Source organism: Gilliamella sp. B2838 (genome assembly GCF_026536185.1).
Taxonomy (GTDB): domain Bacteria; phylum Pseudomonadota; class Gammaproteobacteria; order Enterobacterales; family Orbaceae; genus Gilliamella.
Genome location: NZ_JAFNOO010000008.1, coordinates 26,341 through 48,019, shown reverse-complemented (window position 1 = coordinate 48,019; position 21,679 = coordinate 26,341). Strand labels below are relative to the sequence as shown.

Genomic DNA, 21,679 nt, shown 5'->3' with positions numbered 1-21,679 from the left:
AATAAAATCTCGATTTAATACCCTTATTTATTGGTTTTTTTATCAACTAATACGGCTAATAAAATAACCACTCCTTTTACGATCATTTGGTAGTAGGCATCAACGCCTAGCATATTTAATCCATTATTTAAAAACCCTAAAATTAAAGCCCCCACCAAAGTACCTAAAATTTTTCCTCGTCCACCTGACATACTAGTACCACCAAGTACCACTGCTGCGATTGCATCCATTTCATAACCTGTCCCTGCTGTAGGTTGTGCTGAAGACAATCGAGCAACCTCAATAGTGCTAGCTAATGCACAAAGTAAACCACTAATTGCATAAACAAGGATTTTAACGCGATCAACATTAATACCTGATAGACGGGTTGCCGCTTCATTCCCACCTAATGCATAAATGTAACGACCCAGACGTGTGTATTTAAGTAAGTACCAAGCTACGATAAAAACAACTGCCATGATAAAAATTGGTACAGGAATCCCCAGTACACGCCCAAATGCAAACCATTCAAATAATTCCGAATTATCATTGGTACCTGTCGAAATTGGGCTACCTTTAGTATAAACTTGCGTTACACCACGTAAAATAAGCATCATAACTAAGGTTGCAATAAATGCTTGTAATTTACCTTTGGCGATAATAAATCCTGAAAAGGTTCCCAATATCCACCCTAAAACTAAGGAAGCAAAAATCGCAATAAATGGCGATATATCCGCCCCAATCAACGAAGCAGTAATGGCGCCAGATAATGCAAAGATTGACCCCACACTCAGATCAATACCCGAAGTTAAAATGACCAAGGTCATGCCCACTGCAATAATGGCATTGATTGAAGTTTGTTGTAAGATGTTAAAAAAGTTGTTTAAGGTAAAAAAGTTATCGCTTAAACAAGAAACAATAATGATTAAAACCAATAAAGTAATTAAGGATTTTTGTTCAATTAATAAATTTTTAAGTTTTTTATTTTGCAACATCAGCGCTCTCCTCTGCTTTGCCAACGGCTGCTGCCATAAGTTTTTCTTGTGTTGCCTGGTTAATTGAAAAATCCCCAGTCACTTTTCCTTCATAGATAACTAAAATACGATCACTCATGCCGAGTACTTCTGGCATATCAGATGAGACTAAAATGACACTTAACCCCTGTTGCTTAAACTGATTAATAAGTTGATAAATCTCTTTTTTAGCGCCAACATCAACGCCACGAGTGGGTTCATCTAAAATTAATATCATCGGTTTAGTCATTAATCCTTTGGCTATAGCAACTTTCTGTTGATTACCGCCCGATAAAAAACCAATGATCTGATTGATAGAAGGGGTTTTTATATTAAACAAGCCGACAAAATCCTCAACGGCTTGTTGTTCTTCGGCTAACTGTAGCTTTCTGAACTTATTGGTAAAATAATTGAGTGCGTTCAGTGACATATTATCTTTAACTGACATGCCTAAAATCAGGCCATCTTTTTTGCGATCTTCCGAAATATAGACAATTCCCTGATTCAAACCATCACGCGGGGAAGCAATTTTTACCGATTTTCCTTGTAATAGTATTTTTCCTGATTCGGCCGGATTAGCACCATAAATCATTTTCATTAATTCTGTTCGTCCCGCCCCCATTAAACCTGAAATTCCCAGTATTTCACCTTCGTGAAGAGCAAAGCTGACATCATTAACGCCTGGACCAATCAAGTTTTTTACTTCTAAAGTAACATTACCTTTAGCGACATTGATTCTGGGATATTGCTCTTCAAGCTTACGACCGACCATCATCTCAATGAGTGTATCTTCATTTAATTCATCTATTTTTTTTTCACCAACAAATTGACCATCACGTAAAACAGTTACTTCATCACAAATTTCAAAAATTTCTTGTAAACGATGTGAGATATAAACAACACCACAATTTTGTTGCTTAAGTTTTTTGATTACGGTAAAAAGAGAAGTTGTTTCGGTATCGGTTAAAGCATCGGTTGGTTCATCCATAATAATGACTTTAGAATTAAAACTTAGCACTTTAGCAATCTCTACCATTTGCTGTTCACCAATGGATAGATCACTAATTAACCGTCGACTATCATAATCAAGATGAAGTTCGGCTAATAACTTGTCAGCTTCGCTATACGTTTTATGCCAATCTATGCAACCCAATTTATTAGTAAATTCACGACCTAAAAATATATTTTCGGCGATACTCAGTTGTGGTATTAAATTCAATTCTTGGTGAACAATTCCTATGCCCGCTTCTTGTGAGGATTTTGGTCCATGAAAGTTTACTTTGCTACCTAAATAAATAATTTCGCCTTCATCTTTTTGGTATATACCCGTCAACACTTTCATTAAAGTAGATTTACCCGCACCATTTTCTCCAATCAATGCCATGACTTGACCTGCACGCACATTTAAATTAACGCCAGCAAGTGCTTTTACGCCTGGGAAGGATTTATGGATGTTGATAAGCTGTAAAAGATTTTCATTCATAAATTACTCTTTTGTTTGTTTTACAAACGAAGTTAAAAAATCACGCCTGACTGTAAAATGATATTGGCAAAAGGTGTACATTCACCTGTTCGAATAACAGCTTTACAATGATGAGTTTGTTGTTTTAACTGCGCATGACTGACATATAAAATGTCGATACAGTTATGTTGAACCTGCTCTATTTCTTTTATTTGTTCGATGATTTGTTGATGGATGTGGGGATTATGAGCAAGGATTTCTTCCGCTAATATCACCCTTTCGATTTGCATATCATGTGAAACGGTTTGAAAAACTTGCATAAACGTTGGCACACCATAAGTCAATGCTAAATCAATGCGTGGGGTTTCATTAGCAATTGGCAAGCCTGCATCACCTATTGCAATTTGATCGGTATGCCCCATTCTAGCTAAAATTTTAACAATTTCAGAATTAAATAATTGACCTTTACGCATAGTTAAATCCCTGTATTAGTTTAATTATGACGACTATCGAAACGTTTCGATAATGCATCATCTACTTAATAAATGCTGCTGGCAATAGCTAAAATGCAAAGTTGTGATCTTGATCAATGTGAAATGATTCAGCTTTTAATATAGTTTTTTAAATAGTTATAAAAAAGGGAGGAATATGGCCACTTTAACAATAATGGGTTTTGCACTTCATCGAATAGCTTTTTCACTCTTACAATAATAAATCCAACACAGGACAAAACTTATCAATATATAGGTAATGAATTTTTGATAAAAGTTTGCTAGAATAGTGCGATTTTTAAATTATTAATCTGGAGAATTTTATGGCAGGTCATAGTAAATGGGCCAATACCAAACACCGTAAAGCAGCGCAAGATGCGAAACGCGGAAAAATCTTTACCAAAATTATTCGTGAACTCGTAACAGCAGCAAAACTTGGTGGTGGCGATCCAGCGTCTAACCCACGTCTACGTGCTGCTATGGACAAAGCATTATCGAATAATATGACACGTGATACCATGAACAGAGCAATTGCCCGTGGTGTTGGTGGTGAAGATGATACTAATATGGAAACTATCATCTATGAAGGTTATGGGCCTGCTGGTACTGCGGTAATGGTAGAATGCTTAAGTGATAATCGTAACCGTACTGTATCAGAAGTTCGCCACGCTTTTACTAAAACTGGCGGCAACCTAGGTACTGATGGTTCAGTTTCTTACTTATTTACCAAAAAAGGCGTAATTTCATACCCGACTGGAACTGATGAAGATCAAGTCATGGATGCCGCACTTGAAGCGGGTGCTGATGATGTGGTGACTTATGATGATGGTGCAATTGATGTATTTACAACACCTGAATCATTTGGTGAAGTTAAAGATGCACTTGATGCGGCTGGCTTAGTTGCCGAATCGGCTGAAGTTTCAATGATTCCAGCGACAAAAGTTGATCTTGATATTGAATCTGCACCTAAATTATTACGCCTTATCGATATGCTTGAAGATTGCGACGATGTGCAAGAAGTTTATCATAATGGTGAAGTTTCTGACGAGGTTGCAGCAACACTCTAATGGCCATCATTCTTGGCATCGATCCTGGTTCTCGTTTGACGGGTTACGGCGTAATCCAACAAACGGGACGCCAATTAACCTATCTTGGTAGCGGTTGTATTCGAACAGCAGTTGAAGATTTACCTACTCGTCTAAAACGTATTTATGCTGGCGTGAGTGAAATCATACTGCAATTTCAACCTGATATGTTTGCAATAGAACAGGTTTTTATGGCTCGTAACGCCGATTCTGCTTTAAAATTAGGCCAAGCAAGAGGTGCCGCTATTGTTGCGGCTGTTAATAATGATTTACCCGTTTTTGAATACGCTGCGCGTTTAGTTAAACAAAGTGTCGTTGGGACTGGTGCAGCCGACAAAAAACAAGTTCAACATATGGTGAAGTTATTATTAAAGTTACCTGCCAGCCCGCAAGCTGATGCTGCCGATGCGTTAGCTATTGCAATCACGCATGCTCATATAACCAGATACGCACCACAATGCAAAAAGTAATTGTAGCCCATTTATCACTACCTTAAATCTAACCATTATTTTATAGATCTTATTATTTATTATTACATTAAATCATTCAATGAATCTTAACTAAACTTTATTTGATTGGACAAATGTTATCTTTAAAACAATTGCTAGCTTATCAATAAAATGAATGATTATTTACCATTCATCATTGAATATCTAAATCGTAATAATTATAAATTGAAGACAAAAAAGCGCCGATAGTAATTCGACGCTTTTTCATGACTAGTAATAATAATCATTATTATGATTTAACTGAATTAGCTTTCCATTTAGCTACTTTAGCTTTGGCAAATTCTACTATTTTAGTCAAATATAGGAAGAAAAATGGTATATAAAAGACTGCTAAAAATGTTGCTGTCAACATACCGCCTATTACTCCGGTACCTACTGCATTTTGACTAGCCGAACCAGCACCGGTATTTTTAGCTAGTGGCAATACGCCAAGAATAAAGGCAAAAGATGTCATCAAAATAGGGCGTAAACGCAAGCGACATGCTTCAAGCGTTGCATCTATCAATGATTTTCCTTCTTTCTCTATAGCATCTTTTGCAAATTCAACAATCAAAATTGCATTTTTGGCTGACAGCCCCATAGTGGTTAAGAGACCAACGACAAAGTAAATATCATTATCTAAACCTCTAAACATGGTTGCAAATACAGTACCAATAATACCAAGCGGAATAACAAATAAAATAGAAATTGGGATTGTCCAACTCTCATACAAAGCAGCCAATGATAGGAAAACCACAATAATTGAAATTATGCAGAGCGTCATAACTTGTGATCCAGTTTGACGTTCTTGATAAGAAATAGCTGTCCAATCGAAAGTAAAGCCTTTCGGGAGATTTTTAGACAGCTCTTCCATTGTCGCCATCGCTTGTCCAGAGCTTTGTCCCGATGCTGGAGTACCACTAATCTCAAGAGCAGCCACACCATCATAACGAACAAGTGATGGTGAACCATAACTTTTAGTGGTAGTGGCAATAGCATCATATGGCACCATTTCGCCCTTCTGGTTTTTTACATGCCAGTAACTGAAATTATCCGGTAACATCCGATAAGGTGCATCTGATTGCAAATATACTTTTTTCACTCGGTTATTGTAGACAAAGTCGTCAATATAAGCTGAACCTAACGCGGTGGATAAAACAGTATTAACACTACCAATTGAAACTCCTAAAGCTTGTGCAGTTTCAAAATCGACATTAATTTTGTATTGTGGTACATCAAGCATACTACCAGGATGAACTTGCTGTAAAGTTGGATTTTGAGAAGCTTGACGTAATAATCCAAAGAAAGCTTGCATTAAGGCACCATGCCCTTGTGCAGCTGAATCTTTTAGTACGTAAGAGAAACCATTTGTCATACCTAAAGCTGACACAGCAGGTAAATTGGTTACAATAACACGCCCTTCAGTGATTGTTTTAGCAAATTCATTAGCACTGTCAGCTAAAGCTTTGACCTTTTGATCTGAACGCGTTCGTTCATCCCAATCTTTTAATCGAATAAAACCCAGCCCCATATTTTGACCACGGCCAATCATGCTGAAGCCTGAAATAGTAAACACCTCTTTTACTGAATCTGCTTTTTTCGTCGTGAAGTAATCAGTGGTTTTGTTCAGAACACCCATAGTTTGGTCTAAGGTCGCCCCAGGTGGTAATTCCACCATAACAATTAGCACACCTTGGTCTTCACTTGGTAAAAATCCTGTCGGCAAACGAACAAATCCCATAACTAATGCAACTACAATTAAGATATAGCCTCCAATAGATATCAATGGATAGCGAATAAATTTAATTACCCCTTTTTCATAAATACGCAAATTTTTATTGTAGAAATTATTAAAAATATAGAAAAACTTCTCTACCATTGAGGCATACCAACTAAACGCAGGTATTTTTACCAGTTTTTCTCCAAAAGATGTTTTAGTATTTTGATTTTTATGTGGTTCTTTTAAAATTTGCACGCAAAGTGCTGGTGTTAACACAATTGCCATCAAAACAGATAAGCCCATTGCAGTAACAATAGTAATTGAGAATTGTCGATAAATTCCCCCTGCTGCTCCACCATAGAATGCCATTGGCACAAATACTGCCGAAAGTACTACGGCAATCCCCACTAACGCTGAGGTTATTTGTTCCATTGACTTGACTGTTGCTTGATAAGGCGACAACCCTTCGTCATGCATAATACGCTCAACATTTTCAATAACCACGATAGCATCGTCGACCAATAGACCGATTGCCAATACCATCGCGAACATTGATAAAGTATTGATAGTAAAGCCACATATATATAACACCGCAAAGGTACCCAATAATACAACCGGTACGGTAATTGTCGGAATTAGAGTTGAACGAAGATTTTGTAAAAACACATACATTACGATAACGACTAAAACGATCGCTTCAATTAAAGTATCAACAACATTATTAATCGACAATTTGACAAATGGTGTTGTATCGTAAGGATAAGCAAATTTGATATCTTCGGGAAAAATTTTAGATAATTCCTGAATTTTTTTATCAACTTGTTCTGAAGTATTTAATTGGTTAGCACCCGTTGCTAAATAGATCCCCAAACCTGCTGATGCCTTGCCATTGTAACGAGAAATAAAATTATAATCGGCTGCACCAATTTCAACATTAGCAATATCTTTTAATAAGACATTTGAACCATCGGTATTTACGCGAACCAAGATATTCTGAAATTGCTCAGGCGTTTTTAAACGAGATTGTGCTGTAATTGTAGCGTTAAGTTCTTGGCCTTCAGTTGAAGGTAATGCACCTAATTGACCTGCGGTAACCTGAGCATTTTGTGCTTGAATTGCGGCAGTAACTTCTTCAATTGATAAGTTAAAATAGGTCAATTTATTAGGATCTAACCAAATACGCATAGCATATTCAGAACCAAACAGCTGTGTATCCCCTACACCTTGAACACGACGAATAGGATCTTGTACGGTAGAATAAACAAAGTCAGCAATATCTGCTTGTGTTTTCTGTGGGTTTGTCGAATAAAAACCAATAACCTTTAAAAAGTTAGTGTTATTTTTAGCAACTGACACCCCATTTTTTTGCACACTGTCAGGTAAGCGTGATTTAATACTTTCTACTTTGTTTAATACTTGTACTTGCGCAAAATCAGGATTTGTTCCAGGTGCAAAGGTTAATGTAGTTTGAACCACACCTTGTGCACTACTGGTTGATTTCATATAAATCAAGTTATCTAAACCTGTTAAATTTTGTTCAATCAACTGAGTTACTGTATTTTCGATTGTTTGCGCATCAGCACCTGGATAAGTTGCCGTTACTGTAACCGCAGGCGGTGCAATATCAGGATATTGTTCGACAGCTAGCAACTTTATACATAAGGCACCGCCTAACATCATCATGATAGCAATAACCCATGCAAAAACAGGTCTATCAATAAAAAACTTAGCCATAATTAAATCTACCCCTGTTTTATTTCACACTGTTTTTGATGATACTGTCTAACTGCTTTTGTGATAGAGTAGCAGCATCGCCAACTTTTTCAGCTTTCATTATTTCATCCTGTTTAACAGCAGTTAGATTAAGTAGCCCTGTAGTAATAACTTGTTCACCGGCTTCAATTCCTTTGGTTACTACCCAATAACCAGTAATACCGGTATAAACCTCAATACCTTGGCGGTATTCAACCGTATTATCTGGTTTTAAAATCTTAGCTGTGTATTGCCCTATATCGTTACTGGTTATACCTTGCTGTGGAACCAATATGGCATTTTTTATATAACCTAATGTCAATTGCGGTTTAACAAACATACCAGGTAAAATTTTGCCTTCAGTATTGGCAAATTGAGATCGCAATGTAACCGTTCCAGTCGTTTCATTAACAGTCATATCAGAAAACTTGATATTGCCAGGTAACGCATATTTAGACCCATCATTAAAGTATAATTCTACATTATCCCCTTTTGCTGGTTCATAAATAACGTTTTCTTCTTGAAGATATTTATTATATCGGGTTGCAGCTTCGGTCATATCAACATAAATCGGATCAAGCTGTTGAACTAATGCTAGCGGGTTTGCTTGCCCAGCTGACACTAACGCGCCTTCAGTTACACTTGATTTACCAATGTAACCATCAATAGGCGAATACACTTTCGTATAATCTAAATTAACTTTGGCTGTATGTTCTGCTGCTTGAGCAACTAATACACTTGCTTCCGCCTGTTTTGCATCAGCGGCAGCCTTATCATAATCTTGTTGGCTGATCGATTTGGTTGTCAATAATCCTGCATAACGTTTTAAAGTCAGCTGCGCAATATTGGCATTCGCTTTGGCACTGGCAACACTAGCAACGGCACTATCATAATTAGCCTGATAAATTGCTGGATCGATTTGATAAAGTGATTGGCCTGCTTTGACATTCGAACTTTCTTCAAATTCGCGTTTTAGCACAATACCGCCAACCTGAGGTCTAATTTCAGCAATTTGAGACGCAACCACGCGACCAGGTAAACTGATTTTTAAGGTGAAGTCCAAAGGTTCAACTTTAAAAACGGTTACTTTTGGTATTTGATTATTACCGCCCTGTGATTTGCTATTATCACAACTAGTTAATAAAAGTAGACTGCTTAATGCTACTGGTACGGTTAATAATAGTTTGTTAAATCTCATATCAAAATGACCTCAGTAAACTTAATAATTATTTTTTTTAATAACATTGAATGTAATTCAAAAGTAACCGAGGATTTTACAAAAAATATGCATAAATTGTAAGTATCTTTACAGCTTAATAGCACAGAGTTCTAAAAAATGCCAAACTAAGTGATGATAGTAAAAAAATGATATTGGTTATTATGCTTTTTTAAAGAAATAAAGTACTATGTGTTAATTGATTTTTTGTGCTATAAAATAGTTTAGATAAAATGTTATACTAATAAGTAAAACGGTAAACCTAGCTTTTCAAGTGATATTAATTTGTATTTACTAAGAATAACTAAAAAATTTACAGGTGTTATACTCCGTAATCATTTTTATTCAAAAATAGTTTTGAATAATTTGAGTCTATATTTAATTTAATTCTGAGATGGTTATTATGGATAATTTACGTATTGTTCTAATTGTTGTTGCGTCCTTGGTCATTATTGCATTATTGATTCATGGATTTTGGATCAATAAAAAGGAACGCTCTTCTTTATTTAATTCTGATAAAAGGAAGAAAAACCAGCAAAATGCTCAACAGTATGAAAATAGCTATATCGATGATATAGAAGAAGATGATGTGATATTAATCACACCTAAAAACAAAAAAAATAGTGAAAGTGTAGATAAAAACACACCGGATGAACTCGTTCAAGAAACCATGCCTAAGCAAGAGGATCTATTTGTTAACAATCATCATCAAGAACCAACAACACAAGATCCAGCTCCAAAAGAGCCAAACATAAGCATGAACCATGATCTATTTGACGATGAACCCTTAAAAACTGAAGCTAATGTATCGATAGAAAAAGCTGATGCTAAACGTGACGATAAAATTCAACCAGCTACCCAAAAAACAAAACCAGAAAAACTTAACATCAATAAAAATGATGAAGATAAAACCGAAATTATTATCTTAAACATAAAAGGCATCAACGGTAAGTTATTACAAGGCGATGTATTATTAGGCAGTATTATGCAATCAGGGTTTCAATTTGGTGATATGCGAATTTTCCATCGGCATGTTGACCCTGCCGGTAATGGCCCAATACTTTTTAGTTTGGCAAATATGGTTAATCCAGGCTATCTCGATCCTGAAACCATGCACGAATTTACAACGCCGGGCGTTTCAATTTTTATGGTTGCACCGACTCAAGGTAACAATCAACAAAACTTTAAACTGATGTTACAAACTGCCCAACGTATTGCTGATGATGTTAATGGTGTTGTGTTAGATGATGAACATCATATGCTGACACCACAAAAAATTGATAGTTACAAAGAACGCATCAAAAAAGCGTGTAACGAAATTTAACCCCAACGTCTTTTCAGTAATCATTCTTCACTACCACCGTCAATGTAATTTGATGGTGGTAATTAAAACTTCGAACAGCTTATAAAATTGGCTGTTTGGAAATAATAATTATCTTGTCTGACAAAATCAGAGTACTAGGAATGTGATAATCTTTTAACGCTCATGTATTAATTTAAGAGTCGAACACTATGCCATTATCAAATAAACCCGAAAATACTGCACACCAAACTATACCGAATGAAGACATCAAACAACAAATAGTATCATTACGTGCTTTAATTAGACATCACGAATACTGCTACTATGTTCTTGATACTCCTGAAATCCCTGATGTGGAGTATGATAAATTATTCAAACAACTTCAGTCATTGGAACAGCAATATCCTTCACTGATTACGCCTGACTCGCCTACCCAGCGAGTAGGCGGTAGTCCGTTAGCACAATTCTCAACAATTAAGCATCAAATACCAATGTTATCATTAGATAATGTATTTGATGAATCGAGTTTTCTTGCCTTCAATAAACGAATTAAAGATCGATTGAATTTACCAGAAAACCAGTCTGTTGAATATTGCTGTGAATTAAAACTTGATGGATTAGCAGTAAGTTTACTCTATGAAAAGGGTAAATTTGTACAAGCGGCAACACGCGGTGATGGTACTACAGGAGAAGATATCACAGCTAATGTTAAAACAATTAAAACGATTCCTTTAGTGTTAATTGGTGACAATATCCCTGAACGTTTAGAAGTTCGAGGTGAAGTGTTTATGACACATAAAGGATTTGAAAAACTCAATGCAGATTCGCAAAAACAGAATGAAAAACTATTTGCAAATCCTCGTAATGCCGCAGCTGGATCACTGCGACAATTAGATCCTAAAATTACCGCTAAAAGACCTTTAACCTTTTTTTGTTATGGAGTTGGTATTGTTGAAGGCGCGAGTTTACCCGATACCCATTATCAACGTTTGATGCAATTTAAGGCATGGGGATTACCGGTTAGTAATAAAGTTGAAATTCGCCAAGGTGCACAAGCCGCGCTAAATTATTTTAATCAAGTTGGTCAAGAAAGAATGTCACTTGGGTTTGACATCGATGGCGTTGTGATTAAGGTTAATAGTATTTCATTACAAAATGAGCTTGGCTTTGTAGCTAGAGCACCGCGTTGGGCAACAGCATTTAAGTTTCCGGCACAAGAAGAAGTGACGCAATTAAAAAAAGTTGACTTCCAAGTTGGAAGAACTGGTGCGATAACGCCAGTTGCAAGACTTGAACCAGTCTCGGTTGCCGGCGTTATTGTCAGTAATGCTACCCTTCACAACAACGATGAAATAATCAGATTAGACATTCGTGAAGGCGATTATGTTACAGTACGTAGAGCCGGAGATGTTATTCCCAAAATTGTCTCGGTAATACTAGATCGTAGACCAGCTGATAGTAAAGCAATTACCTTTCCAACCCATTGCCCAATTTGTGGCTCGTTAATTGTTCGAGATGAAGGACAAGCGATATCACGCTGTGCGGGTGGATTAATTTGTCCAGCTCAACGAAAAGAAGCGCTTAAACATTTTGTTTCACGCCGAGCGATGAACGTTGATGGTATGGGCGATCGACTCATTGAACAGCTTGTCGATAAAGATTATGTTAAAACACCTGTTGATCTCTATAAATTAACACTGCCAATGTTATGCTCTTTAGATAAAGTAGGCGAAAAATTGGCTAATAACTTATTAAATGCATTAGCCACATCTAAAAATACGACATTAAACCGTTTTATTTTTGCATTGGGCATTCCTAATGTGGGTGAAGTAACAGCTGAAAATTTAGTTAATCAATTAGGTGATTTAAAAGCGATTGAAAGTGCTTCACTCGAACAATTACAAACCGTCAATGATATTGGTGCAGTGATTGCCGAAAGTATTATTGATTTCTTTCAAGAACCGCATAATCGTGATGTAATAACGCAATTAACGAGCGATGAAATCGATATTCATTGGCCTGCGGTTTCCCCACAATCTCCAATTAGTAACATCAATTCACCGTTTTTAGGTAAAACTGTGGTGCTAACAGGTACATTATCGAGTTTAACCCGTGATGAAGCAAAAGATAGATTAAAACAATTAGGCGCTAAAGTGGCGGGTAGCGTCTCTAAAAATACCGATATGGTTGTTGCTGGTGAATCTGCCGGTTCAAAATTAGACAAAGCCCAACAGCTGGGTATAACAATCATTGATGAGCAAGAGTTTATCAATTTACTTAATGAATAAATAACAAATATACTGGCATCTATTTCACTATTTATTGAAAATAGTGAAATAGCGAAAACTAAGGAGAATGTCATGCCATTATTAGATAGTTTTAAAGTCGATCATACTAAAATGAACGCACCTTTTGTCCGTATTGCTAAAACAATGAAAACCCCTAAAGGTGATGATATTAGTGTATTTGATCTTCGTTTTACTGTTCCCAATAAAGAGTTATTGCCAGAAAAAGGCATTCATACATTAGAACATCTATTTGCAGGATTTATGCGCGATCATCTTAATAGTGATAAAGTCGAAATTATTGATATCTCGCCAATGGGATGTCGAACCGGATTTTACATGAGCCTGATAGGTAAACCTGAAGAATCACGAGTGGTAGATGCATGGCTACAATCTATGCAAGATGTATTAAATGTTGAATCACAAAAACAGATTCCCGAATTGAATGAATATCAGTGTGGGACTTACAAAATGCACTCACTAGATGAAGCAAAAGCAATTGCACGTAAAATTATTCAGTCAGGAATTGGAATTTGCAATAATCATGATATTGCATTAACTGAAGAACAACTCGTAACAATCAATCAATAAGGAAATAATATGCCAAACGTTGTTATTGACTTTTTAGAAGGTCGCACTATAGAACAAAAAAGAGAAATGGCAAAACGTGTAACCAATGCTATCGCCGAAACACTAAATTGTAAGCCTGAAGCAGTACAAATTATTATGCACGAAATTTCAAAAGACCAAATTGCGAATGGTGGTGTTTTGCGGTGTGATAAAGATTAATTAAACTCAAGACTCAATTTATACTCAATCAAAAAATAAAAAGCGTTTGTCATAATTTATGGCATATCATGCACATTTCATTTAAAACCTTAAAAATCATTCTGTTTTTAAGGTTTATCTATTTTAAATCTTGGGCAACGTTTGTAATATTGAACATGATATAAAATACTTAGTGATTGCAATGAAGGTGAAGTAAATGCCCCATTTTACTGACTTTGGTTGCCAAATAGTGCTCATTATTAGGATTTTCACCCACTTCTAACGGCACCCTTTCAGTAATTTTTATGCCTGCTTGTTCAAGCACTCTTATTTTTTCTGGATTATTGGTTAATAGTCTAATATCAGATACACCAAGTAATGTTAGCATGTCTGCGCAGAGCGTAAAGTCACGTTCGTCAGCAGCAAACCCCAGCTGCTCATTCGCTTCTACTGTATCTAGTCCTTGATCTTGCAGAGCGTAAGCGCGAATTTTATTAAGCAAACCAATATTGCGACCTTCTTGACGATGATAAAGTAAAATTCCCCGTCCTGCTTGTGCTATCTGTTTTAAAGCCGCCTCTAGCTGAAAACCACAATCACAACGTAAACTAAATAGCGCATCGCCAGTTAGGCACTCTGAATGAATTCTTGTTAATACCGGCTCTTTATTTGCAATATCACCCAAAACTAACGCCACATGATCCTTACCAGTTGCAATTTCTTCAAATCCCACAATAGTGAAACATTCCCATGGGGTTGGCAGTTTTGCTTGTGCAACAAGTTTTAATTGCATCATTATCTCCGTATTGAATAAAACTTAAATAGAATTTTTTAAAAAACTCTCTTCCATGCTAAAATATATAGCAATTTGTGCTTAATTGAGTTTTTAAATGGGGTTAATAATAAAAAAAACAATAGCCACGCTGGCTATTTTCTTAGTTATACCTTTAGTAATTATAGCTATAAATTGGCATTGGCAACCAGAATCATTAAATAATACATCCAAATTTTTTTTCGTCATAACAGAAACGGCAAGTTTTCCTTGGGCAATAATAACATCATTCGTTTTGTTTATCCTGTTTTGCTTATTATTAAACATTAAAACGACAAAAAAAATAGTATTAATAGGAATACTTCTTGTGGGTGCAATACTAACGGGGCAAATGATTAAAGCTGTTATCAAATCTCAAACGGCAGAATCTCGACCCTATGTATTATGGATGAATAAACAATATCAGTTAAGTGATGATAAATTCTATTCGTTGGCTAAATTAGAAAAAAAACAACTCATTGATCAGTTATTGACTAATTCCAACATGATCCCAACTTGGTTACGTCAACATTGGCAAAACGAAACAGGTTATTCATTTCCATCAGGACATACTTTATTTGCAGTAACATGGGCTTTTTTAGCAGTAACATTATTAGGCTTTAAACGCCATTATATTGTGGTCTATATGTTGATTATTTGGGCATTATTAATTGAAATTAGTCGATTATGTTTGGGTATGCACAGCCCAGTTGATCTGTTGTGTGGTGTTTTAGTTGCTTGGATCATTTCATTAATTTGCTATTTTTATGCACAAAAATATCATATAGTAGATAACTGATAATTAGCGTAAACCGTGTTGAAATAATATTTGAGAATAACGCTCATTTTAAATAACGTTAAAATAATAAAAAGGTTATTATTATGAAATTTATTATATCCATTCTATTGATAATTATTATTTTTGCCCTATCTATTTCGGTAGGCGCATTCAATGATGAAGTGGTAACATTTAACTATTTATTTGCTAAAACCGAATTAAGATTATCAGTTCTATTGGCGCTATTTTTTGGCTCTGGCTTTATTATTGGAATGATATTAACAGGAATTTTCTTTATTAAATTAAAACTACAACATTCTTCAACAAAACGTAAATTAAATAAATTACAAAAAAAATATGATGATAGTATAGCTGATCATCAAAAAGATAATTTAATTAAACCTCATCAAGAATAAAATATTATGTTTGAATTGTTATTTCTATTATTACCTATTGCTGCCGCTTACGGTTGGTATATGGGCGATAGAAATGCTAAACAAAAATATACAAATCAATCAAATCGACTATCTCGAGAATATGTAGATGGTCTTAACTTTCTTTTATCTAACCAAAAAGATAAAGCTGTCGATCTGTTCCTTGATATGCTTAAAGAAGATGAAGGCACGTTAGAAGCACATCTGACTTTAGGCAATTTATTTCGTTCTCGTGGCGAAGTAGATAGAGCGATACGAATCCATCAAGCATTAATGGAAAGTTCATCCCTCTCTTTTGAACAACGATTATTAGCCATTCAACAACTTGGACGTGATTATATGGTTGCAGGTCTTTATGACCGCGCTGAAGAGATGTTTTTACAACTCATTGATGAAGAAGATTTTCAACAACATGCGTTACAACAACTTATTTTTATTTATCAATCAACCAGTGAATGGATTAATGCAATTAATACTGCCACCAAGTTGGTTAAACTCGGCAATACAAGATACAAAACAGATATAGCTCAATTTTATTGTGAGTTAGCTTCGCTTGCTATCGCCAATGAAGACCTTGAAAAAGCGTATAGTTTATTACAAAAATCGGCAGCAGCCGATGCTAAGTGTGCTCGAACCTCACTGATGTTAGGACGCGTATTGATTGTGCAAAATAAAATTGAACAAGCAATTGAATCATTCAAACAGATACTTGAACAAGATAAAGCCTTTATCGGTGAAGCTTTACCTTTATTAAAAGAGTGTTATCTTAAATTAAATAAAGAAGACGAATTTCAGCAGTTTTTACAATTATGTGTTGATCAAGATTCAGGCAATGTCGCTGAACTCATGCTTGCCGATATCATTGAAAAAAAGAGAGGTCTTGATGCAGCCCAGAACTATATGTATCGAGAGTTATTAAAACACCCTAATTTAAAAGGGTTTTATCGTTTAATGGATTACCATGTTGCCGATGCCGAACAAGGTCGAGCAAAAGAGAGCCTATTATTGTTACGTAATATGGTAGGTGAGCAAATAAAAATAGTACCAAATTACCGTTGTCAAAAATGTGGATTTACGGTTAATTCAATTTACTGGTTATGCCCTGGTTGTCGTTCATGGTCTACAATTAAACCTGTTCGTGATTTTGAACAGCATTCTGAAAAATAAAGAGTTTTTTATGTTTTTAATCGATTCGCACTGTCATTTAGATAGTTTAGACTTTAATACTAAGTCAATTGAGCAAGTACTACAAAAAGCAACTGAAAATGATGTTAAACACTGCTTAAGCGTAGCAACAACCTTATCTGGTTATGAATCAATGAAGCGCTTACTGACACCTTACACTAATCAATGTTCTTTTTCGTGTGGTATTCATCCCCTTAATCTTGATGACGAACCTTATGACGCTGACCGCTTCGAAAATTTGGCTAAAGAAGAGAATGTTGTCGCTTTAGGTGAAACAGGACTTGATTACTATTATCAGCAAGATAATCTAGAGCTTCAACAGCATAATTTTATTGAACATATACGTCTTGGTAGAAAGCTTAGCAAGCCAATCATCGTCCATACACGAAATGCCAGACAAGATACATTAACAATCTTAAAAGAACAGCACGTCCATTCAGGTGTGTTACATTGTTTCACCGAAGATATTGATACGGCAAAAAAACTATTAGACTTAAGTTTTTATATCTCTTTTTCAGGCATTATTACCTTCAAAAATGCCGAAGCGTTAAGAGAAGTGGCAAAATTTGTGCCATTAGATCGTATTTTAATCGAAACTGATTCACCCTATTTAGCTCCAGTACCTTATCGTGGTAAAGAAAACCAACCTGCTTATGTGCGGGAAGTTGCGCAATATTTATCGGTTCTCAAAGGTATTTCTTTAGCGCAACTAGCACAGCAAACCACTTATAATTTTTGTCAATTATTCAATCTTCGAGGAAAGTTAAATGAAGTATAAATTAGCTATTGATTGGGACCATTTTCTAGCAAATTATTGGCAAAAAAAACCCGTTATTTTACGAAAAGCCTTTGCGGAGTTTGTCGATCCAATCACACCCGATGAACTTGCTGGACTCGCGATGGAAGAAGAGCTTGATAGCCGAATTGTGACGAATAAAAATGGAAAATGGGATGCTAAATTTGGTCCTTTTACGCATTACGATGATCTGGGTGAGGATCACTGGAGTTTATTAGTGCAAGCGGTAGATCATTGGCATGAACAGGCAGCAACGTTAGTTGAACCGTTTAAGTGTATTCCTCATTGGCAATTTGAAGATCTTATGATTTCTTATGCAACAAAAGGGGCTGGTGTTGGACCGCATATTGACAACTATGATGTTTTTATCATTCAAGGTATGGGATGTCGACGTTGGCAAGTTGGCGATCGTAATCCTAATTACAAACAGTTTAGTGCTCACAAAGCGCTATTACATGTAGAAGCTTATCAGCCGATTATTGATGAAGAAATCACCGCCGGTGATATTTTATATATTCCAATTGGCTTTCCACATAATGGTGTATCAATTGGCGAATCACTAAGTTATTCAGTTGGCTTTAGAACGCAAACTTCACAAGAATTATTAAGTGGTTTTGCTGATTATGTGATTGATAACTTACCAAATGGGATTTTTTATCAAGATCCAGACTTAAAATTACCAAGCGATCCTTATCGTATCGAGCCCTATGAGCTAGAAAAACTACAAGGGCAAATGATCGACCTCATCAAAAACCCAGACTTATTCAATGACTGGTTTGGTAAACACATCACAATACCTATGCATGATCTTAACATCATCCCAGCAGATCCCGCCTATGAGCTAGATGAATTTGAAGAAATTCTAAAATCTGGTGCCGAACTACATCGTGTACCGAGTATACGTATTGTAAAAATAGAGGATACGGCTTATATCAATGGTGAAAAAATACCCTTACCGATGGAAACCATCGACCTATTATGTGAAACCGATGTACTTTACTACGAACAATTACAAGATGAACAAACCCTAAATGTCATGTTAAAATTGGTCAATCTTGGTTACTGGTATTTTGACGAAGAGTAAATTTTGTTCAAAAACTATTGGCTAAAAAAAGCTACCCGAAAAAACTGCAAAATGGCGAAATTATCGGCTAATTTGTCTAAAAAATTAGATAGTTATAAAATTTAACCAAATAATTTCGCCTCAATAAAAATAAACAAAATAAAACCGACTAATTTCGGCTTTTCATTTGGATTTTTATTACTTTTAAGTATATACTTGCCCCGCTTTAAAATACCCGCCTGTTTAATGATGAATTACATCATAAATGCTTTTTATTAGTGAACGATCTTTTTAACAACTAGAGGTACACATGAATAATGAAACAATCCTAGTCAAGCAAGCCGAAAGTGAAAACCTGAAAATTACCCCATATCAAAAAAAGACGCTTTTCGCATCTACAGTTGGTTATGCTCTAGATGGTCTAGACATGATGATTTTAGGTGTTTGTTTTAGTCTCATCGCTGCGACCTATAATCTGACAAAAGCAGATCTGGGTACTTTAACCTCGGTCACGCTTTTAGGTGCGGTAATCGGTGGTATTTTATTCGGTATACTTGCTGACAAATATGGTCGGGTAAGGGTTTTTTCTTGGACTATTTTAATTTTCTCTTTATTTACTGGACTTTGTGCGCTCTCCCCTAATTACGAATGCTTTTTAATTTTTCGATTTCTAAGTGGGCTCGGTTTAGGTGGCGAATTTGGCATTGGCATGACACTTGTTTCAGAAAGTTGGCCTAAAAGCAAGCGCTCAAGAGCAACTTCTATTGTCGCATTAGGCTTTCAATTAGGTATTATTTTAGCAGCACTAACAGTCAACTTTATTGGTGAAGTTTATGGTTGGCGCTGGGCTTTTGCGATGGGAGTATTGCCTGCTTTATTTGTTGCTTGGACACGTAAAGGACTAAAGGAACCCGAAATTTGGCAAAATTTAAAAGATCAAAATAAAAATAAAATCGCAATTAACAAGTTATTTAAAACACCAAAAACGACAGCCACTACTATTGGTTTAACCATAGCCTGCGCGGTACAGAATTTTGGCTTTTATGGACTGATGGTTTGGATGCCAAACATGATTGCAACTGAATTAAAATTACCGTTCAAAAACACTATGTTTTGGACCATCTCAACAACGATTGGGATGTCATTAGGGATTTTAATCTTTGGTTGGCTATGTGACAAATTTGGTCGGCGCCCTTCTTATATTGTTTTTTTACTGGTTTCTGCTATATCGATTTGGTTTTACTTTCACCAAACAGATATGGTGATTCTTATTATATTTGGTTCTGTAATTGGCTTTTTTGTCAATGGAATGATGGGCGGTTATGGCGCATTGCTTGCTGAACACTACCCAACAGATGCAAGATCAAGTGCCGAAAACATTATTTTCAATGTTGGACGGGGAATTGCTGGCATATCGCAAGTTTTGATTGCTTATTTAGCCACTGTTTATTCCATCAGTTATGCCTTAGCGTTACTTTCGACCGCTTATTTACTGTCTGCGGCTGCATTTATCTTTTTAATCCCCGAAACAAAAGGTAAGACATTAGAATAATACAAAAAAACAGGGCTACTGCCCTGTTTAAATAACTTAGCCGATTAATCAAAAAAATATTAATTAGTGTTACATGAAGCAGGGGTTAATGTTACGCTAAATATCTTTTCATCATTAATATAATAGCTATGAACGGCACCATTAGGAAATGCACCTCTAAACTCTTTAATTTGTTGATTATCCGAACAGTAAACCTTTTTCAAACTTTCAGTTGTCATTTTTTCGGTTTCAGGGATTTGCAATGAATCCTTAGATACATTAATGATATAGCGATAATTAATTACATCATTATCTTTAAAGATATCAACTAAGCTAGTTTTTGAATCAACTTTAGCTGGGAGTACTTTTTTTGCCTCACTAATAATTAAATCTTGTAATTTAGTAAGATCAGCTTTATCAGGCGCCTTTACCTTATTACTATTATCACAACCGAACAAAACAACACACATTAAAGCTATTGAAGTGATTTTTAAGAATTTCATATAATATATTCCTTAGTTATTATTTCGTTGATTATAAATTAGATAGTTTTACAAACGTATATAGCGCATTTTTTATATTATTACCACATAAATTTATGTACAGACAATAAAGTTATAGAATATTCTTCGCCAACACATAAAACTTGTAACACATTAATTGAAAAAAGCGACAAAGAAGGCTAAAACGCTAACAAGCTTTTACTCGTGATAGTTACCCCATCGATTCATCCATAAAAAATATAACTAATTTTTTGCTCATAGCCATTTTTTTAAAAATTAAAGCGTATTTTGTGCTTTTAAGCGATTTCTTCAATTCACTATTTAAATAAAAAGGGCTTTAATTCGCCCTTTTAAAATAAAATTACCCAAAATTTTACAATGGTTGCACCCCATTGAAAGCATTATTTATTATCGCAATCGCTTGGTTTTAACGTTAACGTTAATGCTTTATCGTTATTGATGTAATAATTATGAGTCTCCCCTTGAGTAAAAGCAGTTCTTATTGCGCTAATGCCAATATCTTTACCGCAATAGAAAGTTTTTAATTTAGCTAACATTGCGTTTTGATTAGTCTGAGCTTGTAATGCATCTTTAGTGAGGTTGTTTACCGAATATTTATAACTAATCATATTATCGTCTTTCGCAACATCGACTAAAGTGACATTTTGATCAATACCTGAAGGTAATTTTTGTTTTACTGCTTTAATAATAAGATCTTGAGCAAGATTATAATTACCGTCCTTTATTTGATTGAGAATATTTTCTGTTTCTAACTTCGTTTTATCGTATAAATCTTGGGCTTTGTCACCTACGGCAGAACTCGTGTCTACCACTTGTTGTTTAATATCATCCATCTTAGATTTTGAATCATCACAATTGACTAAAAATAACCCCATTATTGATAGAACGATTACTTTGTATGTTTTCATTGTAAAACCCTTTTAAATGTGGAGAATTGTTGAATATTTCTAATGCCTGAAAATAGCGGCATCTAAATAATTTAATGTATATAAAAC

General features: G+C 35.4%; 20 protein-coding genes. 12 read left to right on the top strand and 8 right to left on the bottom strand.

Annotation, left to right across the window (positions count from 1 at the left end; genetic code table 11):
- Positions 1 to 23: 23 nt before the first annotated feature.
- From rbsC to rbsD, 3 genes are read right to left on the bottom strand one after another with little or no spacing between them, the layout of a single operon-like run.
- Positions 24 to 974, bottom strand: a complete 951-nt coding sequence (gene rbsC / locus J3U63_RS09315) for a ribose ABC transporter permease (protein WP_267333430.1) — start codon at positions 972 to 974, stop codon at positions 24 to 26.
- Entirely contained in the window at positions 961 to 2,475 is a 1,515-nt protein-coding gene (rbsA, locus tag J3U63_RS09310) for a ribose ABC transporter ATP-binding protein RbsA (protein ID WP_267367570.1), read from the bottom strand. Before rbsA ends, rbsC begins: the two co-directional genes overlap by 14 nt.
- Positions 2,476 to 2,507: 32 nt before the next feature.
- On the bottom strand, positions 2,508 to 2,927 hold the full coding sequence (gene rbsD, locus J3U63_RS09305; protein WP_267333428.1) for a D-ribose pyranase: 420 nt from the start codon (positions 2,925 to 2,927) through the stop codon (positions 2,508 to 2,510).
- A 341-nt stretch (positions 2,928 to 3,268) separates the two neighbouring features.
- Here rbsD and J3U63_RS09300 point away from each other — a divergent pair, with 341 nt between their 5' ends.
- Positions 3,269 to 4,012: a YebC/PmpR family DNA-binding transcriptional regulator gene (locus J3U63_RS09300; RefSeq protein ID WP_267333427.1), complete on the top strand. Its 744-nt coding sequence runs from the start codon at positions 3,269 to 3,271 to the stop codon at positions 4,010 to 4,012.
- Positions 4,012 to 4,500 carry a crossover junction endodeoxyribonuclease RuvC gene (gene ruvC / locus J3U63_RS09295; RefSeq protein WP_267371369.1) on the top strand — a complete coding sequence of 163 codons (489 nt, stop codon included), beginning with the start codon at positions 4,012 to 4,014 and terminating at the stop codon, positions 4,498 to 4,500. The genes J3U63_RS09300 and ruvC overlap by 1 nt, the downstream gene beginning before the upstream one ends.
- Before the next feature lie 268 nt (positions 4,501 to 4,768).
- On the opposite strand, the gene J3U63_RS09290 is transcribed toward ruvC, so the two are convergent.
- Together J3U63_RS09290 and J3U63_RS09285 are read right to left on the bottom strand one after the other, a co-directional pair.
- Positions 4,769 to 7,972: an efflux RND transporter permease subunit gene (locus J3U63_RS09290; protein WP_267371367.1), complete on the bottom strand. Its 3,204-nt coding sequence runs from the start codon at positions 7,970 to 7,972 to the stop codon at positions 4,769 to 4,771.
- A gap of 19 nt (positions 7,973 to 7,991) precedes the next feature.
- On the bottom strand, positions 7,992 to 9,188 hold the full coding sequence (locus J3U63_RS09285) for an efflux RND transporter periplasmic adaptor subunit (protein WP_267371366.1): 1,197 nt from the start codon (positions 9,186 to 9,188) through the stop codon (positions 7,992 to 7,994).
- Positions 9,189 to 9,606: 418 nt separating this feature from the next.
- Between J3U63_RS09285 and zipA the strand changes: the two genes are divergently transcribed.
- From zipA to J3U63_RS09265, 4 genes are all read left to right on the top strand, one after another.
- Positions 9,607 to 10,530 (top strand): cell division protein ZipA, encoded by a 924-nt coding sequence (gene zipA / locus J3U63_RS09280; protein ID WP_416379740.1) that lies wholly within the window; start codon positions 9,607 to 9,609, stop codon positions 10,528 to 10,530.
- Between the two features lie 188 nt (positions 10,531 to 10,718).
- Positions 10,719 to 12,797: an NAD-dependent DNA ligase LigA gene (ligA, locus tag J3U63_RS09275; RefSeq protein WP_267371364.1), complete on the top strand. Its 2,079-nt coding sequence runs from the start codon at positions 10,719 to 10,721 to the stop codon at positions 12,795 to 12,797.
- A 72-nt stretch (positions 12,798 to 12,869) separates the two neighbouring features.
- Entirely contained in the window at positions 12,870 to 13,385 is a 516-nt protein-coding gene (gene luxS / locus J3U63_RS09270) for an S-ribosylhomocysteine lyase (protein WP_267333421.1), read from the top strand.
- Positions 13,386 to 13,394: 9 nt separating this feature from the next.
- The gene (locus J3U63_RS09265) at positions 13,395 to 13,583 is read left to right on the top strand and encodes a 2-hydroxymuconate tautomerase (RefSeq protein WP_065634899.1); all 189 of its coding nucleotides are present in this window, start codon (positions 13,395 to 13,397) and stop codon (positions 13,581 to 13,583) included.
- Between the two features lie 169 nt (positions 13,584 to 13,752).
- On the opposite strand, the gene ribA is transcribed toward J3U63_RS09265, so the two are convergent.
- On the bottom strand, positions 13,753 to 14,355 hold the full coding sequence (gene ribA, locus J3U63_RS09260) for a GTP cyclohydrolase II (RefSeq protein WP_267333465.1): 603 nt from the start codon (positions 14,353 to 14,355) through the stop codon (positions 13,753 to 13,755).
- Positions 14,356 to 14,701: 346 nt separating this feature from the next.
- Between ribA and J3U63_RS09255 the strand changes: the two genes are divergently transcribed.
- From J3U63_RS09255 to J3U63_RS09230, 6 genes are all read left to right on the top strand, one after another.
- Complete coding sequence (locus tag J3U63_RS09255; RefSeq protein ID WP_267367576.1) at positions 14,702 to 15,172, top strand: phosphatase PAP2 family protein; 471 nt, start codon at positions 14,702 to 14,704, stop codon at positions 15,170 to 15,172.
- An 83-nt stretch (positions 15,173 to 15,255) separates the two neighbouring features.
- Entirely contained in the window at positions 15,256 to 15,567 is a 312-nt protein-coding gene (locus J3U63_RS09250; RefSeq protein ID WP_267333419.1) for a LapA family protein, read from the top strand.
- Positions 15,568 to 15,573: 6 nt separating this feature from the next.
- Entirely contained in the window at positions 15,574 to 16,752 is a 1,179-nt protein-coding gene (gene lapB, locus J3U63_RS09245) for a lipopolysaccharide assembly protein LapB (RefSeq protein ID WP_267371361.1), read from the top strand.
- A 10-nt stretch (positions 16,753 to 16,762) separates the two neighbouring features.
- Positions 16,763 to 17,548, top strand: a complete 786-nt coding sequence (locus tag J3U63_RS09240) for a YchF/TatD family DNA exonuclease (protein ID WP_267371360.1) — start codon at positions 16,763 to 16,765, stop codon at positions 17,546 to 17,548.
- Positions 17,538 to 18,650, top strand: coding sequence for a cupin domain-containing protein (locus tag J3U63_RS09235; protein WP_267333416.1), 1,113 nt, complete (start codon positions 17,538 to 17,540; stop codon positions 18,648 to 18,650). The genes J3U63_RS09240 and J3U63_RS09235 overlap by 11 nt, the downstream gene beginning before the upstream one ends.
- Positions 18,651 to 18,939: 289 nt before the next feature.
- Positions 18,940 to 20,181 (top strand): MFS transporter, encoded by a 1,242-nt coding sequence (locus J3U63_RS09230; protein ID WP_267371359.1) that lies wholly within the window; start codon positions 18,940 to 18,942, stop codon positions 20,179 to 20,181.
- A gap of 59 nt (positions 20,182 to 20,240) precedes the next feature.
- Here J3U63_RS09230 and J3U63_RS09225 read toward each other — a convergent pair whose 3' ends face one another.
- Together J3U63_RS09225 and J3U63_RS09220 are read right to left on the bottom strand one after the other, a co-directional pair.
- Complete coding sequence (locus J3U63_RS09225; protein WP_267333414.1) at positions 20,241 to 20,663, bottom strand: hypothetical protein; 423 nt, start codon at positions 20,661 to 20,663, stop codon at positions 20,241 to 20,243.
- A 401-nt stretch (positions 20,664 to 21,064) separates the two neighbouring features.
- Positions 21,065 to 21,592, bottom strand: a complete 528-nt coding sequence (locus J3U63_RS09220) for a hypothetical protein (RefSeq protein ID WP_267333413.1) — start codon at positions 21,590 to 21,592, stop codon at positions 21,065 to 21,067.
- Positions 21,593 to 21,679 lie beyond the last annotated feature (87 nt).